Below are 16,728 nucleotides of genomic sequence, written 5' to 3' on the forward strand. Positions count from 1 at the left end.
GCATGAGCGACACCCTCGTCCAGGTCAGCCTGGTCCAGCAGCACGACTACCGCTTTGAGATCCAGTTTGGCGGGGCCATTCCGGTGCTGACCGGTGATGAACCGGCGCCACTGGGGACCGGGCTCGGGCCCTCGCCGGTGCAATTGCTCAGCGCCGCCGTCGGCAACTGCCTGAGCGATTCGCTGCTGTTTGCGCTGCGCAAGTTCAAGCAGGCCCCGGAGCCGATGCGCTGCGACATCACCTCGCAGGTGGGCCGCAACCCGGAAGGGCGCCTGCGTGTGCTGGCCATGACCGCGCAGCTGACGCTGGGCGTGCCGGCGGCCTCGCTGCAGCACCTGGACCGCGTGCTCGAGCAGTTCGAGGCGTTCTGCACCGTCACCCAGAGTGTGGGGCAGGGCATCCCGATCACCATCGAAATTTCTGACAGCGCCGGCCAGCGCCTGAAATAAGCCGTGCCGGTCTTCCATGCCTTCCACTTCCAGGTCCAGGTCCATCGGGAATTTTTCATGAAAACAGGCGCCAGCCCTTGCCAGGAAAGATCAAGAAGCTATCAAAACGGTAGTGTCGGGGCATGACTTCCAGCCTGTCTTCCTCTGCTGCTTCTTTCCCTGCGTCCTTCGCGTTGCTGCCGCCCGACGATGCGCAGCGTGCCGTGCTGCACAACGAGCTGCATGCGCGGCCGTCGGCCCGCGTGCGGCTGCCGGCACTCATCATTTATGTGGCGGTGCTCAACGCCGGCGTGACCCGCGAGCAGGAATGTGAACACCTGCGCCGCCTGCCGGGGCAGCAGGATTTGCCGCAGGACAGCCTGAACGGCAACTTCCTGAGCCTGCGCTGCGGCGGCTACAGCGTGCAGTGGGAACGGCACACCGAGTTCACGCGTTATGCCGTTGTGCAGGCGCTGCCCGCCAGCGCGCTGCTGGGTGCCGCCGAGCCGCCCCTGCTGTCGGCCCCGGTGGTGGCACCAGGCTGGTTGCCCGGCATTCCGGGGCGCACAGTGGCGGCCATCCAGCTGGCCCTGGTGCACGGCGATCTGTCCGGCGAGGCGGCGCTGATGGCGCAGGCGCTGGCCTGGTTCGGCGGCCGGGCCGTGGTGGCTTCACAGCTGGGCAACGGCCACTCGTGGGCGGTGACCGCATTTCACCTCGATGCCGACGGGTTCGAGCGCATGCTGGTGATTGCACCGCCGGGGATGACCGAGATGCGCGCCGGCCGCATTTCCCAGCGCCTGCTGGAACTCGAGACCTACCGCCTGATGGCCTTGCGCGGTTTGCCCGTGGCCAAGGCGCTGGGCCCCATGCTGGCCGAGGCCGAGGGGCAGCTGGCCGACATCACGGCACGGCTCGAAAACAAGTCGGCCTCCGACCAGGACCTGCTGGACACGCTGGTGTCGCTGGCGGCCCGCGTGGAGCGCGCGACGGCCGAACACGTCTACCGTTTCTCGGCCACGCGGGCCTACAGCGCGCTGGTCGGGCAGCGCATCGCCGAGCTGCGCGAAAAACCCATTTCCGGCACCCAGCTCCTCGGCGAATTCATGCAGCGCCGCCTGTCGCCGGCCATGGCCACCGTGGCAGCGACGGCGCAGCGGCTGGCTTCCCTGTCCGAGCGGGTGTCGCGCACCAGCGCGCTGCTGCGCACCCGGGTGGATATCGCCACCGAGGTGCAGAACCAGCAATTGCTGGAAAAACTCACGCGCGGGCAGGAGCTGCAACTGCGCCTGCAATCCACGGTGGAAGGCCTGTCGATTGCGGCCATCTCGTATTACGTGGTGAGCCTGCTGCTGTATGTGGGCAAGGCGTTCAAGGCCGCCGGTGCGCCCGTCAACCCGGAGATCGCCGCCGGAGCCCTGATCCCGCTGGTGTTGTGGGGCGTGTGGCGCACCACGCGCCGCATTCACGAAAAAATCCGCGCACCCTGAGCTTGCGGCATCCGGCGCACGCGCCGGACGCAGGCTGCCCTACCCGTTCCCCATTTTATTTTTCACCTTGTTACCAGGAGTTCCCCATGAAAACTGCCCATGATCTCGTCGCCGCTGCCAAAACCCGCGTCCGGGAAATCACCGTATCCAACGCTGACATCTCCCTGCAGGAAGCCGATGTGCTGGTGGATGTGCGCGAAGCCGACGAATACGCCGCCGGCCACATTGCCGGCGCGGTCCTCGTCCCGCGCGGCCTGCTCGAATTCAAGTTCAGCAGCACCCCGGCGCTGCAGCCGCGCGACCTGAAGATCGTGCTGTACTGCAAGACCAGCGGTCGCGCCGCTCTGAGTGGTGCGGCCCTGCACGAGATGGGCTACCTGAACGTGCGGTCGATTGCCGGCGGCATCGATGGCTGGGTCGCGGCCGGCAAGCCGGTGGTCAAGCCGGAGGCGCCGTCCTTTGAATGATGCTCTGCAGGTTGTTTGTGCGCATGGCCGGCAGCGGCTGCAGGGCGTCTGGCCATGAAGTGGCTGGACCGCATCCCGCTGGTCTGGCTGGTCGTCCTGGCGCTCTGGATGGCCGTGGCGCCGATCACGCCCGAGCCGCACCTGATTGAAAAATTGCGGATGCTGGGCCAGGGCACCTTGTCCCGCCCCCTGGACATCTTCGACCTGTTCATTCACACCATGCCCCTGGTGCTGCTGGCGCTGCGACTCTGGCGCCGGGTGATGGCCGCACGCGCCGGCGCCGGGGAGCGCTGAGCCTGCAGGCCCTCGCCGCGCCTTCAGGGGGCGGCAGCCGGAAACCCGACCGTCTGCGACAGGAGGACTTGCTGGTCGTGGCTCAGGCCCAGCGCGTCGGCGATGGCCGTGCGGTCTATCCAGGCGCGTATCACCGTGGCCAGGCCGCTGCTGGCCGCAAACAGATAGACATTCTGCGTGATGGCGCCGGCGGCGACGTGGGCGAAGGCTTCGCGCTGGGCGGCCGGCACCAGCGACATGCGCGGGTGGTTGGCGACGTAGACCAGGTCCAGGGGCGCCTCATCGACAAAGTCCTGGTAACCGGTTACACGCCGCAGATCGGCGCCGGCGACCAGTTGCAGTTGATGTCCGGCGGCGTCGTAGCGGTAGGCACCCTCGGGCAAGGCCACATACATGTCGATTTCCTGCGCATTGAGGGCCGAGGGTGCGGTGCGCCCGCCATCGGGCCGGTTCACACCGCAGGCGGCCCAGAGCAGGCCGGACAGCAGCGCCAGTGGCAGCGGGTCCGGCTTGTAGTCGCGACGCGACTGGCGTTGGGCCAGCGCCTGCATCAGCGGCAGACCGGCTTGCCGGTCGGGCGGCGGCAGGCTGATCAGGGCGGCGGCGTTGCCGAGGGCCGGTTGCGGCCGCAATTTGCCCATCATGCCGAGGGCGAGCTTGGTCAGGGTGGTCATGGCCTTCCTCCTTGTTTCCGGTTCTTCCTAGACCGCTTTGGTCATGTAGCCCATCCACGGCCAGTAGGTCAGCGCGAAGACAACCAGCAGCGCCATGGCGGCCAGCGTGATCACCAGGCCGGTGCGCACGAAGTCGCGCGCATCGAAGGTGTCCGTGCCGTAGGCGATCATGTTTTGCGGCGCGTTGACTGGCAGGATGAAGCCGAAACTCACCACGAACTGCAGCAGCATGGTCATGCCGACCACGTTGATGCCCGGCGTCTGCACCGCCGTCAGCACGCTGATGATGATGGGGATCATGGTGGAGGCCAGCGCCGTCGCGCTGGCAAAGCCGAGGTGGATCACGATCAGGAACAGCGACAGCAGCATCAGGATCGCAAAGGCGCTGGCCTGCTGCAGCCCCAGGTGCTGGACGATCAGGTTGGCCAGCCAGCCGGCCGCGTTGGTTTTCAGCAGGGCGGTGCCGACGCTGATGCCGACGGCAAACAGGATCACCGTGCCCCAGGGGAAGCCGCGCTGCGATTCCTTCCAGTCCATCACGCCCAGGCGTGGCATCAGCATCAGGGCGATGGCCGCGATGGTGGTCGACGAGGTGTCGAAGTTGTGCAACACTTTTTCGGTGGCCCAGAAGCCCAGCAGCACCAGCACGATGGCCAGCAGTTTCCACTGCCGCAGCGTCATCGGCCCGATGGCTTCAAGCTGCTGCCGGATGGTGGCCTGGCCGCCCGCGATTTCCTTCATCTCCGGTTTCATCAGGCGGGTCATGATGAAATACACCGCCACGCTCAGCACGGCCGAAAACGGCGCACCGGCAATGAACCACTCCGTCCAGCTGATGCTGGTGCCGAACTGCTTCTCGATGAAACCGATGGCCACCATGTTTTGCGCCGCAGCGGTCTTGATGCCGATGTTCCAGACGCTGGCGGTTTGTGCCGCGGTGATCACCAGCAGGCCGGCAAAGCGGCTGCGCCTGTCGACCTTGAAGGCCAGGATGAAACCCATCATGATGGGCACCAGGCAGGCCACGCGCGCCGTGGTGCTGGGCACGATGAAGGACAGCAGGAAACCCGTGACCATGGCGCCGATCACGATGTGGTTGGTGCCCGCGTCCACCTTGGACAGAACCTTCAGCGCGATGCGTCTGTCCAGCCCGGTGGCGGACATCGCCGCGGCAATGAAGCAGGCCGCCGCCACCAGCGCCACGGCACTGTTGGAGAAGCCGGACAGGGCCAGGCCGAGCGCGGCACCGGTGCCCATGTCGGGGCCGGCCGGCTTGGCTGCGTCGGGCGCGTAGGCCAGCAGAAAGATCATGAGCGCGCCTATGACCACCGAACTCACGGCGTAGTCGAGCGCCTCGGTCATCCAGACGATCACGGCAAAGGCCAGGATGGCCAGCATCACCTGGCCGGCGGCGGGCAGGCCCTGCAGGGCCGGCATCCAGACGATGGCCAGCAGGGCCGCCAGCGCGGCGAGCAGGCCGACCCGCTTGACGATGTCGCTGCCGGGCTTGCCGGGCGCGGGGGCGCTCGGTGGCGTAAGGGTTGGCGCCATGGGTGCAGGGTTCATCGGGGTCTTTCTTGGGTGGATGGAGTGGGTGGCTTGGCCATGCATGCCTTATTGAGTGCGTTGCCCGAGCCGGCGCAGTTTGGCCAGCCAGCGGCTGCCGTCGTCCGCCTTGAAATCGCCGACCATGCCAATCAGTGTGGTGTGGACCGGGGCGATGCCGACGAAGCCCAGGATGTTGCGCTCCAGCGACTTGACGCTGTGGGCGCGAAAATACCAGCGGTACACCAGCGCCGGCATGCCCATGGTCACCACCACACGGGCCGATCGGCCTGCCAGCCCTTTGTTGGTGAAGGTCGCGCGGCCCGCTTCGTGTTCAAAAGCAAAGCCGGGCCTGGCCACCTGTTCCAGGAATCCCTTGAGCAGGGCCGGCATGTCGCCCAGCCAGAGCGGGAAGAACAGCACGATGTGTTCGGCCCAGCGGATATCGGCCTGCGCCTGCTGCAAGCCGGCGGGCAGTGCGCCTTCCTCCCAGGCCTGCTGGCTGCGCAGCAGCGGAAAATCAAGCGCGGCGACCTGGATGCAGCGCACGCTGTGCCCGGCTTCTTCCGCGCCCGCGGCATACGCATCCGCCAGGGCGTGACACAGGTGGGGCGCGGTGCTGTCGGGGTGGCCCTGGATCAGGACGATGCGTTTCGCCGTCATGTCGCGGCATCCTTGCTGGCTGCGCTGAGCTGGCGCACGGCACGGGCCAGCAGCGGGGCCATGCGTATCGCGTTGGTCGGGTGGGGGATGGTGTCGCAGGTCAGCAAACGCGTGACGCCTGCTTCGAGCAGCTGGCGCTGGGCCTCGGCATCGAAGAGCGCATGCACGCCCAGGCAAATCGGCGCGCCCAGACCGGCCTTCTTCAGGAGCCGCGTGGCAGCCAGCATGGTGTGCCCGGTAGAAATGATGTCGTCGAGCAGCACCGGTGTCCGTTCCGGCCAGCGTTCCCGGCTGGCCAGCCGGACCCCTACCTCGCGGTCGCCGCGCCGTGTCTTGGTCAGCACGGTCCAGGGGGCGCCCGCCAGACCTGCCACCTCGGCAACCCATTGTTCGCTTTCCTGGTCGGGTCCGATCAGCCAGGGCGCTTCCACGTGGCTGCGCAGCCAGCGCGCGATCAGCGGCGCGGCCGGGATGACCTGCGTACGGATGGTGTACACCTCGGCCAGGCTGTGGATGCGGTGCAGGTGCGGATCCACGGTAACCAGAAAGTCCAGCGAAGCGGACAGCAGCCGGGCAAAGCTGCGGGAGGTCACCGCCTCGCCAGGCTGGAAGCGTTTGTCCTGCCGCATGTAGGCCAGGTAGGGCGCGACCAGCCCGACCTGCCGGGCGCCCAGCTCGCGCGCCGCGTCGGCGGCAAAAATCAGCGGCAGGGTCTTGCCATCGGGCTGGTCCAGGCTGCCGGCCAGGACCACGCAACGGCCCTTGACCGGCGCGTCGATACGCACGCCAGTTTCACCGTCAGGAAACCGGTGCAGTTGCAGGCTGGCGACGTCGCAGCGCAGGCGGCTGGCGAGGCCGGCCGCGAGCTGCTCACCACCGGGGAGGGCCAGGACCAGCATCAGGCCTCTTCCATCACATGCACCGCTTCGGCCTGGCTGGTGGCGTACTCCAGGGCATAGGCGAGTTCGCCCGGCGTTGCCGCATGCAGCGTGAACAGCGGCTGGCCGCGCTCAACCACGGTGCCGAGCTGCACATTCATGTCGATGCCGGCACACGCCGCCGAGGGGGCACCGGCCAGTTTGGCGATGCGTGCCAGGCGCCGGTTGTCAATGGCGATCACCGTGCCGTTGTGCCGGGCCGGCACCGCTTGCTGGTGGGTGGCCACCGGCGGCTCGCGCAAGCCGCCCTGGGCCTCGCAGATCTCCTGGAACTTCTGCCAGGCGCGGCCGTCCGCCAGCACTGCGGTGGCCTGGGCCAGGCCGGACCCGGCGGGTGCCGCGCCGCCGAACTCGAGAATCTGGCCGGCCAGCTGCAGGGCACGCAGCGCGAGGTCGGCCGGCGCCCGCGTTTCGCGGCGCAACACGGCCAGCACGTCGCGCGCTTCCAGCGCGGGGCCGATGCCGCGGCCCACGGGGGCCACGCCGTCGGTCTGCACCACCCGCACCTGCATGCCCAGCGCCCGGCCGACCTGCTCGAGCTGTTGACCCAGCAGCTTGGCCGCATGGGCGCTGCGGACCTTGGCCGTCAGCCCGACCGGCATGTCGATCAGCACATGGGTGGCGCCGGCCGCGGCTTTCTTGGACAGGACCGAGGCGACGAGTTGTCCCTGGCTGTCCAGGTCCAGCGGGCGCTCCACGCGGATCAGGATGTCGTCCGCGGGGCTGAGCCGCACGGCGCCGCCCCAGACAATGCAGCCGCCGGTGCGGTCGACCACACGCCGGATCTGGGTCACGTCCAGGTCCACCGGCGCCAATGTCTCCATGGTGTCGGCGGTGCCGGCCGGCGAGGTGATGGCGCGCGACGAGGTCTTGGGCATGCGCAGCCCGCAGGCTGCGATGATGGGCACGATGATCATGGTGGTGCGGTTGCCGGGCAAGCCGCCCACACAGTGTTTGTCCATGACCAGGCCCTCGCCCCAGTGCATGCGCTCGCCCACGTTGACCATGGCGCGGGTCAACGCGATGGTTTCGTCCATGTCCAGATGGTCGCCGGCGCAGGCGGTGACGAAGGCAGCCAGCTGCAGGTCCGAGTAACGGCCGGCCGCCACGTCCGCGATCACCGCGTCGATGGCGGCCTGGCCGAGGCGGCGGCCGTAGACCTTGGCGCGTACATGGCTCAGCGATTCGAGCGGTGCGGGATGGTGCAGCGTAATTTCTTCCCCTGGCCGTGCATGAAGCAGGCGCCAGGCCGCTTCGGACAGGCCAGCCTCGTCGGCTGAGAGGAAGTCCCCGCTCACCACATTGAGCGTGGCCACGATGGTGTAGCCATTGAGCCGCAGTTCCACGCGCGACCGCGCCTCGAAGCCTTCCGAGTGGCAGATGGGGCAGTCGCGGTGCATGTAGAGCACCGGTTCCTGGTAAGTGTCGATGCCCAGCCGGCGCAGGCGCAGCCGGTTGGCAGCAGAAGGGGCCGTGACAGTGGAAGGGGCAGTGGCAGTGGCAGGGGGCGGCGTTGCTTGCATGGGCGGTCCTTTCGCGCCACTGTAGGCAAGGCGGGTATCGCTGGCCTTGATGCAGCGCAAGTCCGGCTTGACGGCCGCAGCTGCTGAACCGTTCGGGACCTTGGCCCCGGCTTTCCCCGGCTGCCCCACGTTGTGACAAATTACAGGCCCCACTGCTGCGCGTCAGCGGATGCCGGGTGGTGAGTTCTTTCCCGGTTGATATAAATCATGGCGCTTCCCGGCCGTGCGCCTAAAGTGTATTTGTCACCGTGTCGAAAGCATTGCCGCCGCTGCGGCTAGGACAACGATACAGGGTCGTCCCCACGGCCCGTTCACTGTGGCGTTCTGCGTCGCGGTCGTTGTCCGTTGTGCAGGCGGCTCCGACCTGGCGGACCTTGAGATGCGGTGACACCCGCGTTGCCCGCCTGCTGCCGGCCAGGACTGGTTGCCGCCATAAGGGACGCAGGTCGACCGCAGCATTTCCCGGGAGGTAACCCACCATGGCCGCCAAACAGCTTCTGTTCAGAGAGGATGCGCGGGACAAGATCCGCCGCGGCGTCGAGGCCCTTGCCGATGCCGTCAAGGTAACGCTCGGTCCACGCGGACGAACGGTGGTCATCGACCGCGAATTTGGCGCCCCCCAGATCGTCAACTCCGGCGTGGTGGTGGCCAGGTCCATTGAGCTGGAAGACCGTTTCGAAAACATGGGGGCGCAGCTGTTGCGCGAGGTGGCGGCGCGTACCAGCGAGATGGCGGGGGACGGTACCACCACCGCCACGGTGCTGGCGCACAGCATGATCCAGGAGGGCCTGAAATACCTGGCCGCCGGCATGAACCCGATGGACCTGAAGCGCGGCATCGACCACGCAATCGAGGTGGTTGTGGGTGAGCTCAAGGCGCTGGCACAGCCCTGCACCCTGTCGCAGGAAATTGCCCATGTCGCCACCATATCCGCCAACAATGACCGCTCCATCGGTGAGCTGGTGGCCAGGGCGATGGACAAGGTCGGCCGCGAAGGCGCAGTGTCGATCGAAGACGGCTCCGGCATGGCCAGCGAGCTGGAGGTAGTGGAAGGCCTGCAGTTCGATCGGGGCTACCTGTCCGCCTACTTCATCAACAATGCCGAGCGCCAGTCCACCGTGCTGGAAGATGTGGCGATCGTGCTGTACGACCAGCGCCTCTCGACGGTGAAGGACCTGGTGCCTTTGCTGGAAGCAGCCGCCAAGGCCGGCGCGCCCTTGCTGGTGATCGCAGAGGATATCGACAACGAGGCGCTGGCGACGCTGGTGATCAACAGCATGCGTGGCGCGATCAAGACCTGCGCGGTCAAGGCGCCCGGTTTCGGGGACCGTCGCAAGGCCATGCTGCAGGACATCGCGCTGCTGACAGGCGGACAGGTGATCGCCGATGAACTGGGGCTGACCCTGGAGAAGGCGACCTTCGAGCACCTGGGTCGCGCGCGCCGTGTCGAGGTGGAAAAAGACCGCACCACGATTGTTGGCGGTGCCGGTGAGCCCCGGCGAATTCAGGAGCGCGTTGCCGCCCTCAGGAAGGAGCGCGAAAACCTGAGCAGCGAGTACGACCGCAAGCAGCTCGACGAGCGTATTGCCAAGCTGTCGGGCGGCGTGGCGGTGATCAAGGTCGGTGCCGCCACCGAAACCGAACTGAAGGAGCGCAAGCTGCGCGTGGAAGATGCGCTGCACGCCACGCGCGCGGCGGTGGAGGAGGGCATTGTTCCTGGCGGCGGCGTGGCCCTGGTGCGTGCCCGCAAGGGGCTGCAGGGTCTGGCATTGCCGACGCTCGATCAGGATTCCGGGGTGAAGATCGTCGCGCGGGCGCTGGAGGAACCGTTGCGGCGCATCGTCATCAATGCAGCAGAGGAAGCGTCCATCGTGCTGGACCGGGTGGAAAATGCGAGCCCGCGCAGTTTCGGCTACAACGCCGGCACGCGCCAGTACGGCGACATGCTGGAGATGGGCGTGATCGACCCCGCCAAGGTCACCCGCCTGGCGCTGCAAAATGCCGGCTCGATCGCCAGCCTGGTGCTGACCATCGACTGCATGATTGCCAACGCGCCGCGCAAGGAGTCGCCCGGCGCACCCGCTCTGGGAGGACAGCCGGACCTCTATTGAACGCGGGCGCTGGCAAGCCCCTGTGGACCCGGATACCGAAAATCCATCACGCGTGCGCCGCACCGGGGGCGGCTCGCACCATGGCCATTTCATCGCCCGACAGCGGGTCCCCGGCATCGCGCAGGCGGTCGAGCACCGCGACGTTGGCCTCCGAGGCATCGCCGCGGCGGGCCAGCAGGCGTTCACGCAGCACCGGCAGGGGAGCTTCGCAGTGCACGATGGAAAACGGCACACCAAGCGCTTGTGCCAAGGCGTGTGCCTGATCCCGTTCGATGCGGTGCGGGAAAGCGGCGTCCAGGATCACCGGGTAACCTGCCTGCAGTGCTGTGCGCGCCAGGCCGAACAGCTGCGCATAGGTGCGCGCGGTGATGTCTGCGCGGTACAGGTCCAGCCCCCGGGCACTCGAATCCTCCAGCATGCCCAGGCCGTACAGGCGCTTGCGCTCCACGTCCGAGCGCAGCCGGATCGCGCCTTCCTGCTCGAGCAGGTGCTGCGAGACATAGGTCTTGCCCGACCCCGGCAGGCCGTGCATGATGGACAGCCAGGCCTGGCCCGGTCGCGCCCAGGCCAACGCGGTCGCCAGGTAACGGTGGGCCGCGGCGCTCCCGGCGCTGCGCAAGTGCGCCACCTGCGCGCGGACCAGCGCGCGGTAAACCACGGAAAACCGCAGTGCGGGCAGGCCGGCATGGTCGCCGGTGCGGTCCAGCCAGGCATTGAGGAAGCGGAAGCACAGGTCCTGCCGCTGGTGGGCAGCAAGGTCCATCACCACGAAAGCCGCATCGTCGAGAACGTCGATCCAGCGCAGTGCCGGGTCGAACTCGATGCAATCGAAGGCTGCGACATGCTCGTCAAGACGCACCACGTTGGCCAGGTGCAGGTCACCATGGCATTCGCGCACATGCCCGTCCGTCAGGCGGGAGGTCCACAAGGGCGCCAATGCGTCGGCTTCGGCGGTTAGCCAGGCTTGCAAGTTGCAGAACGCAGCATGGCTGGCCAATGGCCGGACACCTTCGAGCGCAGCCAGCGCGACGCGCCGGCGCTGGCCGGCGCTGGAAAAACCAGCCGCAGCCGCCGCGCGCGGCGCGCTCTGGTGGAAATCGGCCAGCAGCGCAGCCAGCTGATCCACGTCCTTGTTGTCCAGGGTGCCGGCGGCGATTCTTTCGCTGAAGAGAGCGCCCGGGGGAAAGCGGCGCATGCACACCGCGTACTCCAGCACCGGCCCGGCGCCGCCGATTTCGGGCGATGCGGTCATGCCGGTGATGCCTGTGACGCCCAGGTACAACCCGGGCGCCAGCCGCCGGTTGAGCCGGACTTCTTCCTCGCAGAAGTGGCGCCGGGCTGGCAGGGTGCTGTAGTCGACGAAGGGCAGGTGCACGGGTTTCTTGATCTTGTAGGCGGTGTCCGCGGTCAACAGCACCCATGAAATGTGGGTCTCGACCAGTTCCGCGCGCAAGGCGTCGGCCAGCGAGGTGACCAGGGCGCGGGCGGAGTTCAGGGCAGCATCAGGCGTTGGCATCATGCAGCCAGACTAAGCCGCCCCTGCGGCGCCGGGCTTGATGTCCGTCAATCAGCTTTGGGGCGCCGCTGCCGGGCGTTCCTTCCGGGCCGGAACTCGCAGCGGCTTGATACACCTCAATGCCCCGACCCCGCCGCTGCCTATAGTTTCAAAACCACCTCAGAGGAGCACGCAATGGACGGGATCCTGGTCGTCTTTTATTCCTACACCGGGACGTCACGGCGCCTGGTGCAACTGCTGTGCAGTCAACTCGGCTGGCCCTCGGGCGAAATTGTGGAGGAGCGAACCCGTTCCGGCGCGTCTGGCACGCTGCGCTGCGTGGTCGATTCCCTGCTGCGACGCCAGCCGCGCATCCGTTACCTGGGGCCGGACCCCAAGGATTTCGCAACACTGGTGCTGGTCTCCCCGATCTGGGCGTATCGCCTGGCCTCGCCGATGCGCAGTTTTGTGGCCGACCAACGCGATGACTTGCAGCAGGTGGGCGTGGTGTCGGTGATGGGCGGCAGCGGCGCACCGAATGCCGTGGCCGAAATTGAGCACCTGCTGGGTCGTGCCCCCCTGCTGGCGACCGCATTCACCACGCGTGAGGTCGACGACGGCAGTTGTGCCGGCCGTCTGGAGGCTTTTGGCCAGGCCCTGCAGACAGCCAGCCGGCAGGCCAGCCCGGTGCGTCCTGCCAGCTGGTCACCTCTGGCCGGCTGACCTGGTCCGGGATGCCGCCGCCGGCGACCCGGTGTCAAGGCGTGCGCACGTGGACCTTGCGGCCATCGCGGATGGTGGCGGGAGGGTAAACAATCACGGTCTGACCCGGTGTCAGGCCGCTGCGCAACCAGGCCTCGTTGTTGTTGCGGGCACCGACCTCGACCGGTTGCAGCCGGGCATAACGACCGTCCAGCCGGTAGACCGCCATGCCCTTGCCGTGAGGAAACAGCGCCCCCAGGGGTGCCAGCACGGCCTGCCCGATACTGGCCGTGACAATCCGGACCGACACCCGGAAGCCGTCGCCCATGCTGCGCCAGGCTTCGGGCGGGTTGCTGACGTCGATCAGCACGTTGACGCGCTGTTCTTCCACCCCCAGCGCCGAGACCTTGGTGAAAGCGGCCGGTTCCACCCGGCGCACCACGCCGTCGACGGACGGCCCGCCCCAGCGTTCGATCACCACGCGGCGCCCGGCCGTGGCCTGCACGGCGTCGGTGGTCAGCAGTTCGCTGATCACCTCCATCTGGAGGGGGTCGCCAATGTCGAGCAGGGCGGCACCCGCGGCAATGGTGGCCTCGCTGGGCTGCGGCACGCGCAGCACCACCCCGCTGACTGGCGACCGCACGCTCAGCGGCCGGGTGTTGCTGCTGCCGGCCGCCACCGGTTGCAGCAGCGCCGCCGCGGCCTGGGCCTTTTCCTGCAAGGCCATTTCCCGCTCAGCGTCGGCCACCTGCAGTTCGCGGCGGGCGCCTGCCAGCGCCAGGCGGACCGCATCAAGCCTTGAGGCCGACAGGAAGCCTTCACCCGCAAGCTTTTCGGTACGCTCCTTTTCCAGTTGAGCCTCCTGCAGGGAAATCCCGGCGCGTGCCACGCGGGCCGAGGCGCGCTCCACCCCGGCCGCGGCCGCTTTCAGCCGTGCCGTGGCTTCGCGCGTGCTGCGTTCATCGACCATCGACGACATGACCGGCATCAGTACGGCCACGACGTCGCCGGCGGCCACGCGGTCTCCCTCGCGCAGCACGATGCGCGCCACGCGTGCGGCCACCGGCGCCGAGACGGTGTAGCGGTCCTTTAGCCGGGTGCGACCATCCTCCTCGATGGACTGCTCGAAGTGCCCCTGTCGGACCACCGCGGTTTCGACCTCGACCGGTCGCGGCGAAAAGGCCCAGGCGAGCGCTGCAAGCACCGCGACGCCCGCCGCGATCCAGAGCCAGGTCGTTTTTTTCAGTTTCAGCACATTCATTCCCGGTTTCCCCTATTCCTTATTCCCTTGTCTTGAGCGCAGCCACCATGTCCAGCCGGTCGATGCGCCGCCGCACCACCAGGGCGCTGGCCACGCCGGCGGCGACCACGCAGATGGCCGCCCAGGCGTAGGTACGCGGCTGGATCACCACTGGAAACTGGAACTGGTCGGACTTCAGCAGTTCCGCGACCAGATGCACCAGGCTCCAGCCCATCAGCATGCCCAGCGGCAACGCAATGGCGATGCAGATGGCCAGTTCGCCGAGCAGCAAGACCGAGACTTCGGCGCGCGTGAAGCCCAGCACCCGCAGGCTGGCCAGCTCCCAGGTTCGCTCCGAGAGCGCAATACGTGCATTGTTGTAGACCACACCCACGGCGATCACGCTGGCGAACATGGTGAGAACCAGGCTCATGAGGCGGACGTTGCGTGCGCTGACCTCCTGCATGTTGCGCAGCAGGTTGGCCTTGCTGAAGGTGCCTGCCACGCGCGGCAGGCCCTGGCTGGCGGCCAGGAAAGCGGCCTCGCTGCCGCGCTGCAGTGCCACCGCGTACTGCGAAGCCACGTCGCCTTCGCGCATCAGGCGGTTCAGTGCGCGGCGCTCCATGTAGGCGTTCAGCCCCATCATTTCCTGCACGGTGGCTGCCAGTGTCAGCTGCAGCGTATCCCGGCGTCCTTCGAGCACCTCGGTGCGCACCGTGTCACCCACACGCAGGCCCAGCTTGCTGGCCAGGCGGTCGGTCATCACCAGGCCGCCATCGGGCAGCGGCACTTCCCGGCCGCGGATGTCGACGATGCGCCGAAGTTCGGGCCGTTCTGCATAACCCTGGATGAGGCCCCGCTCGCTGACCGGGCCGTTGACGAAACGTACCGGAACATCGCGGGTCGCCTCCACCGCGATGACACCGGGCAGGCGTGCCACCTCATGGCGGGCCTGGTTGCCAATGGGGTCGCTCATCCACAGGATCACGTCGCTGCGCATGGCCAGGGTGAACTGGGTATCCACAATATGGTCGATCGCGTCGCGTATGAAATTTCCCATCACCACGATGGCCACGGCCGCGGCCACGCCGGCCACCGACAGTCCGGTGCGCAACGGTCGGCGTTCCATGTTGCGCAGGATCATCTGCAAGGCCGGCTTGACGCCTTCGACGCCCAGGCGCTCCAGCAGCGTGCGCCTGAAGTGCCCGGGTGCGGGCGGGCGCATGGCCTCGGCCGGTGCCAGGCGCACCGTGGCGCCGATGGCACTGAGCGTGCCGAGCATGGCGGTCGCCAGCGTCAGGCCGGCGCCCACCACCAGCAGCCACGGCGCCAGGTGATGCTCGAAAGTCGGAAAGTAGAAGAAGTCGGCATACAGCCGCGTGAAGGCGGCGCCCAGCCAGTCGCCGAGCCAGATGCCCAGTGCGAGCCCCAGAAGGACGATCACCAGCACCAGCTTGAGGTAGTGCGCGCCTATGCTGCGGTTGGGATACCCCAGCGCCTTCAGGGCCGCGATCTGTTCTCGCTGTGTGGACACCAGCCGTGAGACCACCACATGCAAAAGAAAGGCCGCCACGCCAAGAAAGATGGAAGGCAGCACCGTGCCCAGCACCTGCTGCTCCTTGATCTCGGCGTCCAGCATCGCGTGTGACATCTGGTCCTCGCGGCCGTAGGCTTCTCCTGCACCGTAGCGTGCCAGAAGCCGGCTCATGCGGGCAATCACGTCGCGCTGCGACGCTCCCGGCGCGAGCTTGACGCTCACGCGGTTGAAGGCGCCCTGCATGTCGTAGGCCGCGGCCAGGGTGTCGCGGTCCATCCAGAACACCCCGAAGCCGCGCTGGTCGGGGCTGCCGCCGAGGCCGGCAAAAATATACTCCGGCGACAGCGCGATGCCCGCGATCAGCAGGGTGCGCTGTTTCCCGTTGATCAGGGCAGTGAAGGTGTCGCCCGGCTTCACGCCCCGGGATGCCGCAAAACCGGCCGACACCAGTGCCTCGATGCGCCCGTCGCTACGTGCGCCGGAGGAAGTGGCCGCCAGGTCCAGCGCCCGGCCGCGCGAGACGCTGACCTGGTTCATGCGCGGCAGCTGTTTGCGGTCCACGCCGATCAGCTGGCCGAGAATGGGGTCGCTCACACCTGGAAGCCCGATGCGCACCACCTGCTCGATCGTGGTCTGAACGTCGGCCACGCCGGGCACCTGCCGCAGCGTCTCGACCAGGGCATTCGGCGCGCGTTTGACCGTGGCGAACACGTCGGCGAAGCGCGCCTGGGTGTAAAACCGCTCACGCGCCAGGTCCAGCGAGTCCACCGCACTCAGGCTGGTGATGAAGCCGCCGATGCCGCTGGCCACCACCAGCGCGATGGTCAGGCCCTGGCTCCAGAGCAGGCGCAGGTCCCTCAGCAACTTCCGGTCCAGCGCTTTCATGGTTTCACCAGGACAATTCTGCGGGAGTCAGGCGCCGCGAAGGAGCTTCAATGCTGGCAATACGCCCGTCCGCCAGCCGGATGACGCGATCGGCCATGCCGGCGATGGCGGCGTTGTGGGTGATGACAATGGCCGTGGTACCCAGCTCCTGGTTGATGCGGGCGATGACTTCGAGCACCAGCTTGCCGGTGGCATAGTCCAGCGCGCCGGTCGGCTCGTCACACAGCAACAGCTGCGGGCGTTTGACGATGGCTCGTGCAATGGCCACGCGCTGCTGCTCGCCGCCGGACAGCTGGGAAGGAAAGTGGTCCTGCCGCGGCGTCAGCGCCACCAGCGCCAGCGCCTCGTCCACCGGCATGGGGTTGCTGGCAATGTCGGTGACCAGTGCCACGTTCTCGCGCACGGTCAGGCTGGGGATGAGGTTGTAGAACTGGAACACGAAACCGACGTGTTCGCGCCGGTAACGCGTCAACTCCTCGTCGGGCGCATCGGTCAGGCGGTGGTCCAGGAACGCCACCTCGCCGGTGCTCGGCCGGTCCAGTCCGCCCAGGATGTTCAGCAGCGTGGATTTGCCGCTGCCCGAGGCACCCAGCAGCACCAGAAATTCTCCCGCCCGCACCTCGAGATCCACGTTGCGCAAGGCGTGTACCGCAGTTTCACCGCTGCCGTAGGTCTTGGACAAGGACCGGATGCGCAGCACCGGGACGTCCGGCTGCCGCGCCGTGGTCATGCGTGC

General features: G+C 67.5%; 15 protein-coding genes. 6 read left to right on the forward strand and 9 right to left on the reverse strand.

The genetic code is table 11. The features are described from left to right. The first annotated feature begins 2 nt into the window (after positions 1-2). The 4 genes from B7G53_RS02835 to B7G53_RS02850 all read left to right on the forward strand — a co-directional run bounded on the left by B7G53_RS02835 (position 3) and on the right by B7G53_RS02850 (position 2,679). Positions 3-449: an OsmC family protein gene (locus B7G53_RS02835; protein WP_096663228.1), complete on the forward strand. Its 447-nt coding sequence runs from the start codon at positions 3-5 to the stop codon at positions 447-449. A gap of 122 nt (positions 450-571) precedes the next feature. Further along, positions 572-1,918: a DUF3422 family protein gene (locus B7G53_RS02840; protein ID WP_096663231.1), complete on the forward strand. Its 1,347-nt coding sequence runs from the start codon at positions 572-574 to the stop codon at positions 1,916-1,918. Between the two features lie 86 nt (positions 1,919-2,004). After that, positions 2,005-2,385 carry a rhodanese-like domain-containing protein gene (locus B7G53_RS02845; RefSeq protein ID WP_096663234.1) on the forward strand — a complete coding sequence of 127 codons (381 nt, stop codon included), beginning with the start codon at positions 2,005-2,007 and terminating at the stop codon, positions 2,383-2,385. Positions 2,386-2,439: 54 nt separating this feature from the next. Then, on the forward strand, positions 2,440-2,679 hold the full coding sequence (locus B7G53_RS02850; protein ID WP_096663236.1) for a hypothetical protein: 240 nt from the start codon (positions 2,440-2,442) through the stop codon (positions 2,677-2,679). A 23-nt stretch (positions 2,680-2,702) separates the two neighbouring features. Here the strand turns inward: B7G53_RS02850 and B7G53_RS02855 are convergent, their stop codons facing one another. The 5 genes from B7G53_RS02855 to B7G53_RS02875 are packed head-to-tail and all read right to left on the reverse strand — an operon-like array spanning position 2,703 to position 8,022. Continuing rightward, on the reverse strand, positions 2,703-3,353 hold the full coding sequence (locus tag B7G53_RS02855) for a SagB/ThcOx family dehydrogenase (RefSeq protein WP_096663238.1): 651 nt from the start codon (positions 3,351-3,353) through the stop codon (positions 2,703-2,705). A 27-nt stretch (positions 3,354-3,380) separates the two neighbouring features. Then, positions 3,381-4,919, reverse strand: a complete 1,539-nt coding sequence (locus B7G53_RS02860) for an SLC13 family permease (RefSeq protein ID WP_096663240.1) — start codon at positions 4,917-4,919, stop codon at positions 3,381-3,383. Between the two features lie 48 nt (positions 4,920-4,967). Then, complete coding sequence (locus B7G53_RS02865; protein WP_096663242.1) at positions 4,968-5,561, reverse strand: NAD(P)H-dependent oxidoreductase; 594 nt, start codon at positions 5,559-5,561, stop codon at positions 4,968-4,970. Continuing rightward, the gene (locus tag B7G53_RS02870; protein ID WP_096663245.1) at positions 5,558-6,460 is read right to left on the reverse strand and encodes a ribose-phosphate pyrophosphokinase; all 903 of its coding nucleotides are present in this window, start codon (positions 6,458-6,460) and stop codon (positions 5,558-5,560) included. Before B7G53_RS02870 ends, B7G53_RS02865 begins: the two co-directional genes overlap by 4 nt. Then, entirely contained in the window at positions 6,460-8,022 is a 1,563-nt protein-coding gene (locus B7G53_RS02875) for a thymidine phosphorylase family protein (protein ID WP_096663838.1), read from the reverse strand. The genes B7G53_RS02870 and B7G53_RS02875 overlap by 1 nt, the downstream gene beginning before the upstream one ends. A 479-nt stretch (positions 8,023-8,501) precedes the next feature. Between B7G53_RS02875 and groL the strand changes: the two genes are divergently transcribed. Then, positions 8,502-10,133, forward strand: coding sequence for a chaperonin GroEL (groL, locus tag B7G53_RS02880; RefSeq protein WP_096663247.1), 1,632 nt, complete (start codon positions 8,502-8,504; stop codon positions 10,131-10,133). A 46-nt stretch (positions 10,134-10,179) separates the two neighbouring features. On the opposite strand, the gene B7G53_RS02885 is transcribed toward groL, so the two are convergent. Then, positions 10,180-11,649: a bifunctional aminoglycoside phosphotransferase/ATP-binding protein gene (locus B7G53_RS02885; protein ID WP_096663841.1), complete on the reverse strand. Its 1,470-nt coding sequence runs from the start codon at positions 11,647-11,649 to the stop codon at positions 10,180-10,182. 174 nt (positions 11,650-11,823) lie between these two features. Between B7G53_RS02885 and B7G53_RS02890 the strand changes: the two genes are divergently transcribed. Beyond that, positions 11,824-12,351 (forward strand): flavodoxin family protein, encoded by a 528-nt coding sequence (locus B7G53_RS02890; protein WP_096663250.1) that lies wholly within the window; start codon positions 11,824-11,826, stop codon positions 12,349-12,351. A 34-nt stretch (positions 12,352-12,385) separates the two neighbouring features. Here B7G53_RS02890 and B7G53_RS02895 read toward each other — a convergent pair whose 3' ends face one another. The 3 genes from B7G53_RS02895 to B7G53_RS02905 are packed head-to-tail and all read right to left on the reverse strand — an operon-like array spanning position 12,386 to position 16,722. After that, complete coding sequence (locus tag B7G53_RS02895; protein WP_096663253.1) at positions 12,386-13,591, reverse strand: efflux RND transporter periplasmic adaptor subunit; 1,206 nt, start codon at positions 13,589-13,591, stop codon at positions 12,386-12,388. Positions 13,592-13,610: 19 nt separating this feature from the next. Continuing rightward, a complete protein-coding gene (locus B7G53_RS02900) occupies positions 13,611-15,992 on the reverse strand; it encodes an ABC transporter permease (RefSeq protein WP_096663256.1) in 2,382 nt (793 codons plus the stop codon). A gap of 4 nt (positions 15,993-15,996) precedes the next feature. After that, entirely contained in the window at positions 15,997-16,722 is a 726-nt protein-coding gene (locus B7G53_RS02905) for an ABC transporter ATP-binding protein (RefSeq protein WP_096663259.1), read from the reverse strand. Positions 16,723-16,728: the final 6 nt, after the last annotated feature.

The organism is Polaromonas sp. AET17H-212 (genome assembly GCF_002379085.1).
In the GTDB taxonomy this organism is placed as follows: domain Bacteria; phylum Pseudomonadota; class Gammaproteobacteria; order Burkholderiales; family Burkholderiaceae_C; genus Polaromonas.

What these genes read in the sequence shown, in the direction of transcription:
- B7G53_RS02900 (WP_096663256.1), bottom strand. Translation starts at nt 15,992, where the DNA reads ATGAAAGCGCTGGACCGGAAGTTGCTGAGGGACCTGCGCCTGCTCTGG.
- B7G53_RS02870 (WP_096663245.1), bottom strand. Translation starts at nt 6,460, where the DNA reads ATGCTGGTCCTGGCCCTCCCCGGTGGTGAGCAGCTCGCGGCCGGCCTC.
- B7G53_RS02860 (WP_096663240.1), bottom strand. Translation starts at nt 4,919, where the DNA reads ATGAACCCTGCACCCATGGCGCCAACCCTTACGCCACCGAGCGCCCCC.
- B7G53_RS02855 (WP_096663238.1), bottom strand. Translation starts at nt 3,353, where the DNA reads ATGACCACCCTGACCAAGCTCGCCCTCGGCATGATGGGCAAATTGCGG.
- B7G53_RS02850 (WP_096663236.1), top strand. Translation starts at nt 2,440, where the DNA reads ATGAAGTGGCTGGACCGCATCCCGCTGGTCTGGCTGGTCGTCCTGGCG.
- B7G53_RS02865 (WP_096663242.1), bottom strand. Translation starts at nt 5,561, where the DNA reads ATGACGGCGAAACGCATCGTCCTGATCCAGGGCCACCCCGACAGCACC.
- B7G53_RS02890 (WP_096663250.1), top strand. Translation starts at nt 11,824, where the DNA reads ATGGACGGGATCCTGGTCGTCTTTTATTCCTACACCGGGACGTCACGG.
- groL (WP_096663247.1), top strand. Translation starts at nt 8,502, where the DNA reads ATGGCCGCCAAACAGCTTCTGTTCAGAGAGGATGCGCGGGACAAGATC.
- B7G53_RS02845 (WP_096663234.1), top strand. Translation starts at nt 2,005, where the DNA reads ATGAAAACTGCCCATGATCTCGTCGCCGCTGCCAAAACCCGCGTCCGG.
- B7G53_RS02875 (WP_096663838.1), bottom strand. Translation starts at nt 8,022, where the DNA reads ATGCAAGCAACGCCGCCCCCTGCCACTGCCACTGCCCCTTCCACTGTC.
- B7G53_RS02835 (WP_096663228.1), top strand. Translation starts at nt 3, where the DNA reads ATGAGCGACACCCTCGTCCAGGTCAGCCTGGTCCAGCAGCACGACTAC.
- B7G53_RS02840 (WP_096663231.1), top strand. Translation starts at nt 572, where the DNA reads ATGACTTCCAGCCTGTCTTCCTCTGCTGCTTCTTTCCCTGCGTCCTTC.
- B7G53_RS02885 (WP_096663841.1), bottom strand. Translation starts at nt 11,649, where the DNA reads ATGCCAACGCCTGATGCTGCCCTGAACTCCGCCCGCGCCCTGGTCACC.
- B7G53_RS02905 (WP_096663259.1), bottom strand. Translation starts at nt 16,722, where the DNA reads ATGACCACGGCGCGGCAGCCGGACGTCCCGGTGCTGCGCATCCGGTCC.
- B7G53_RS02895 (WP_096663253.1), bottom strand. Translation starts at nt 13,591, where the DNA reads ATGAATGTGCTGAAACTGAAAAAAACGACCTGGCTCTGGATCGCGGCG.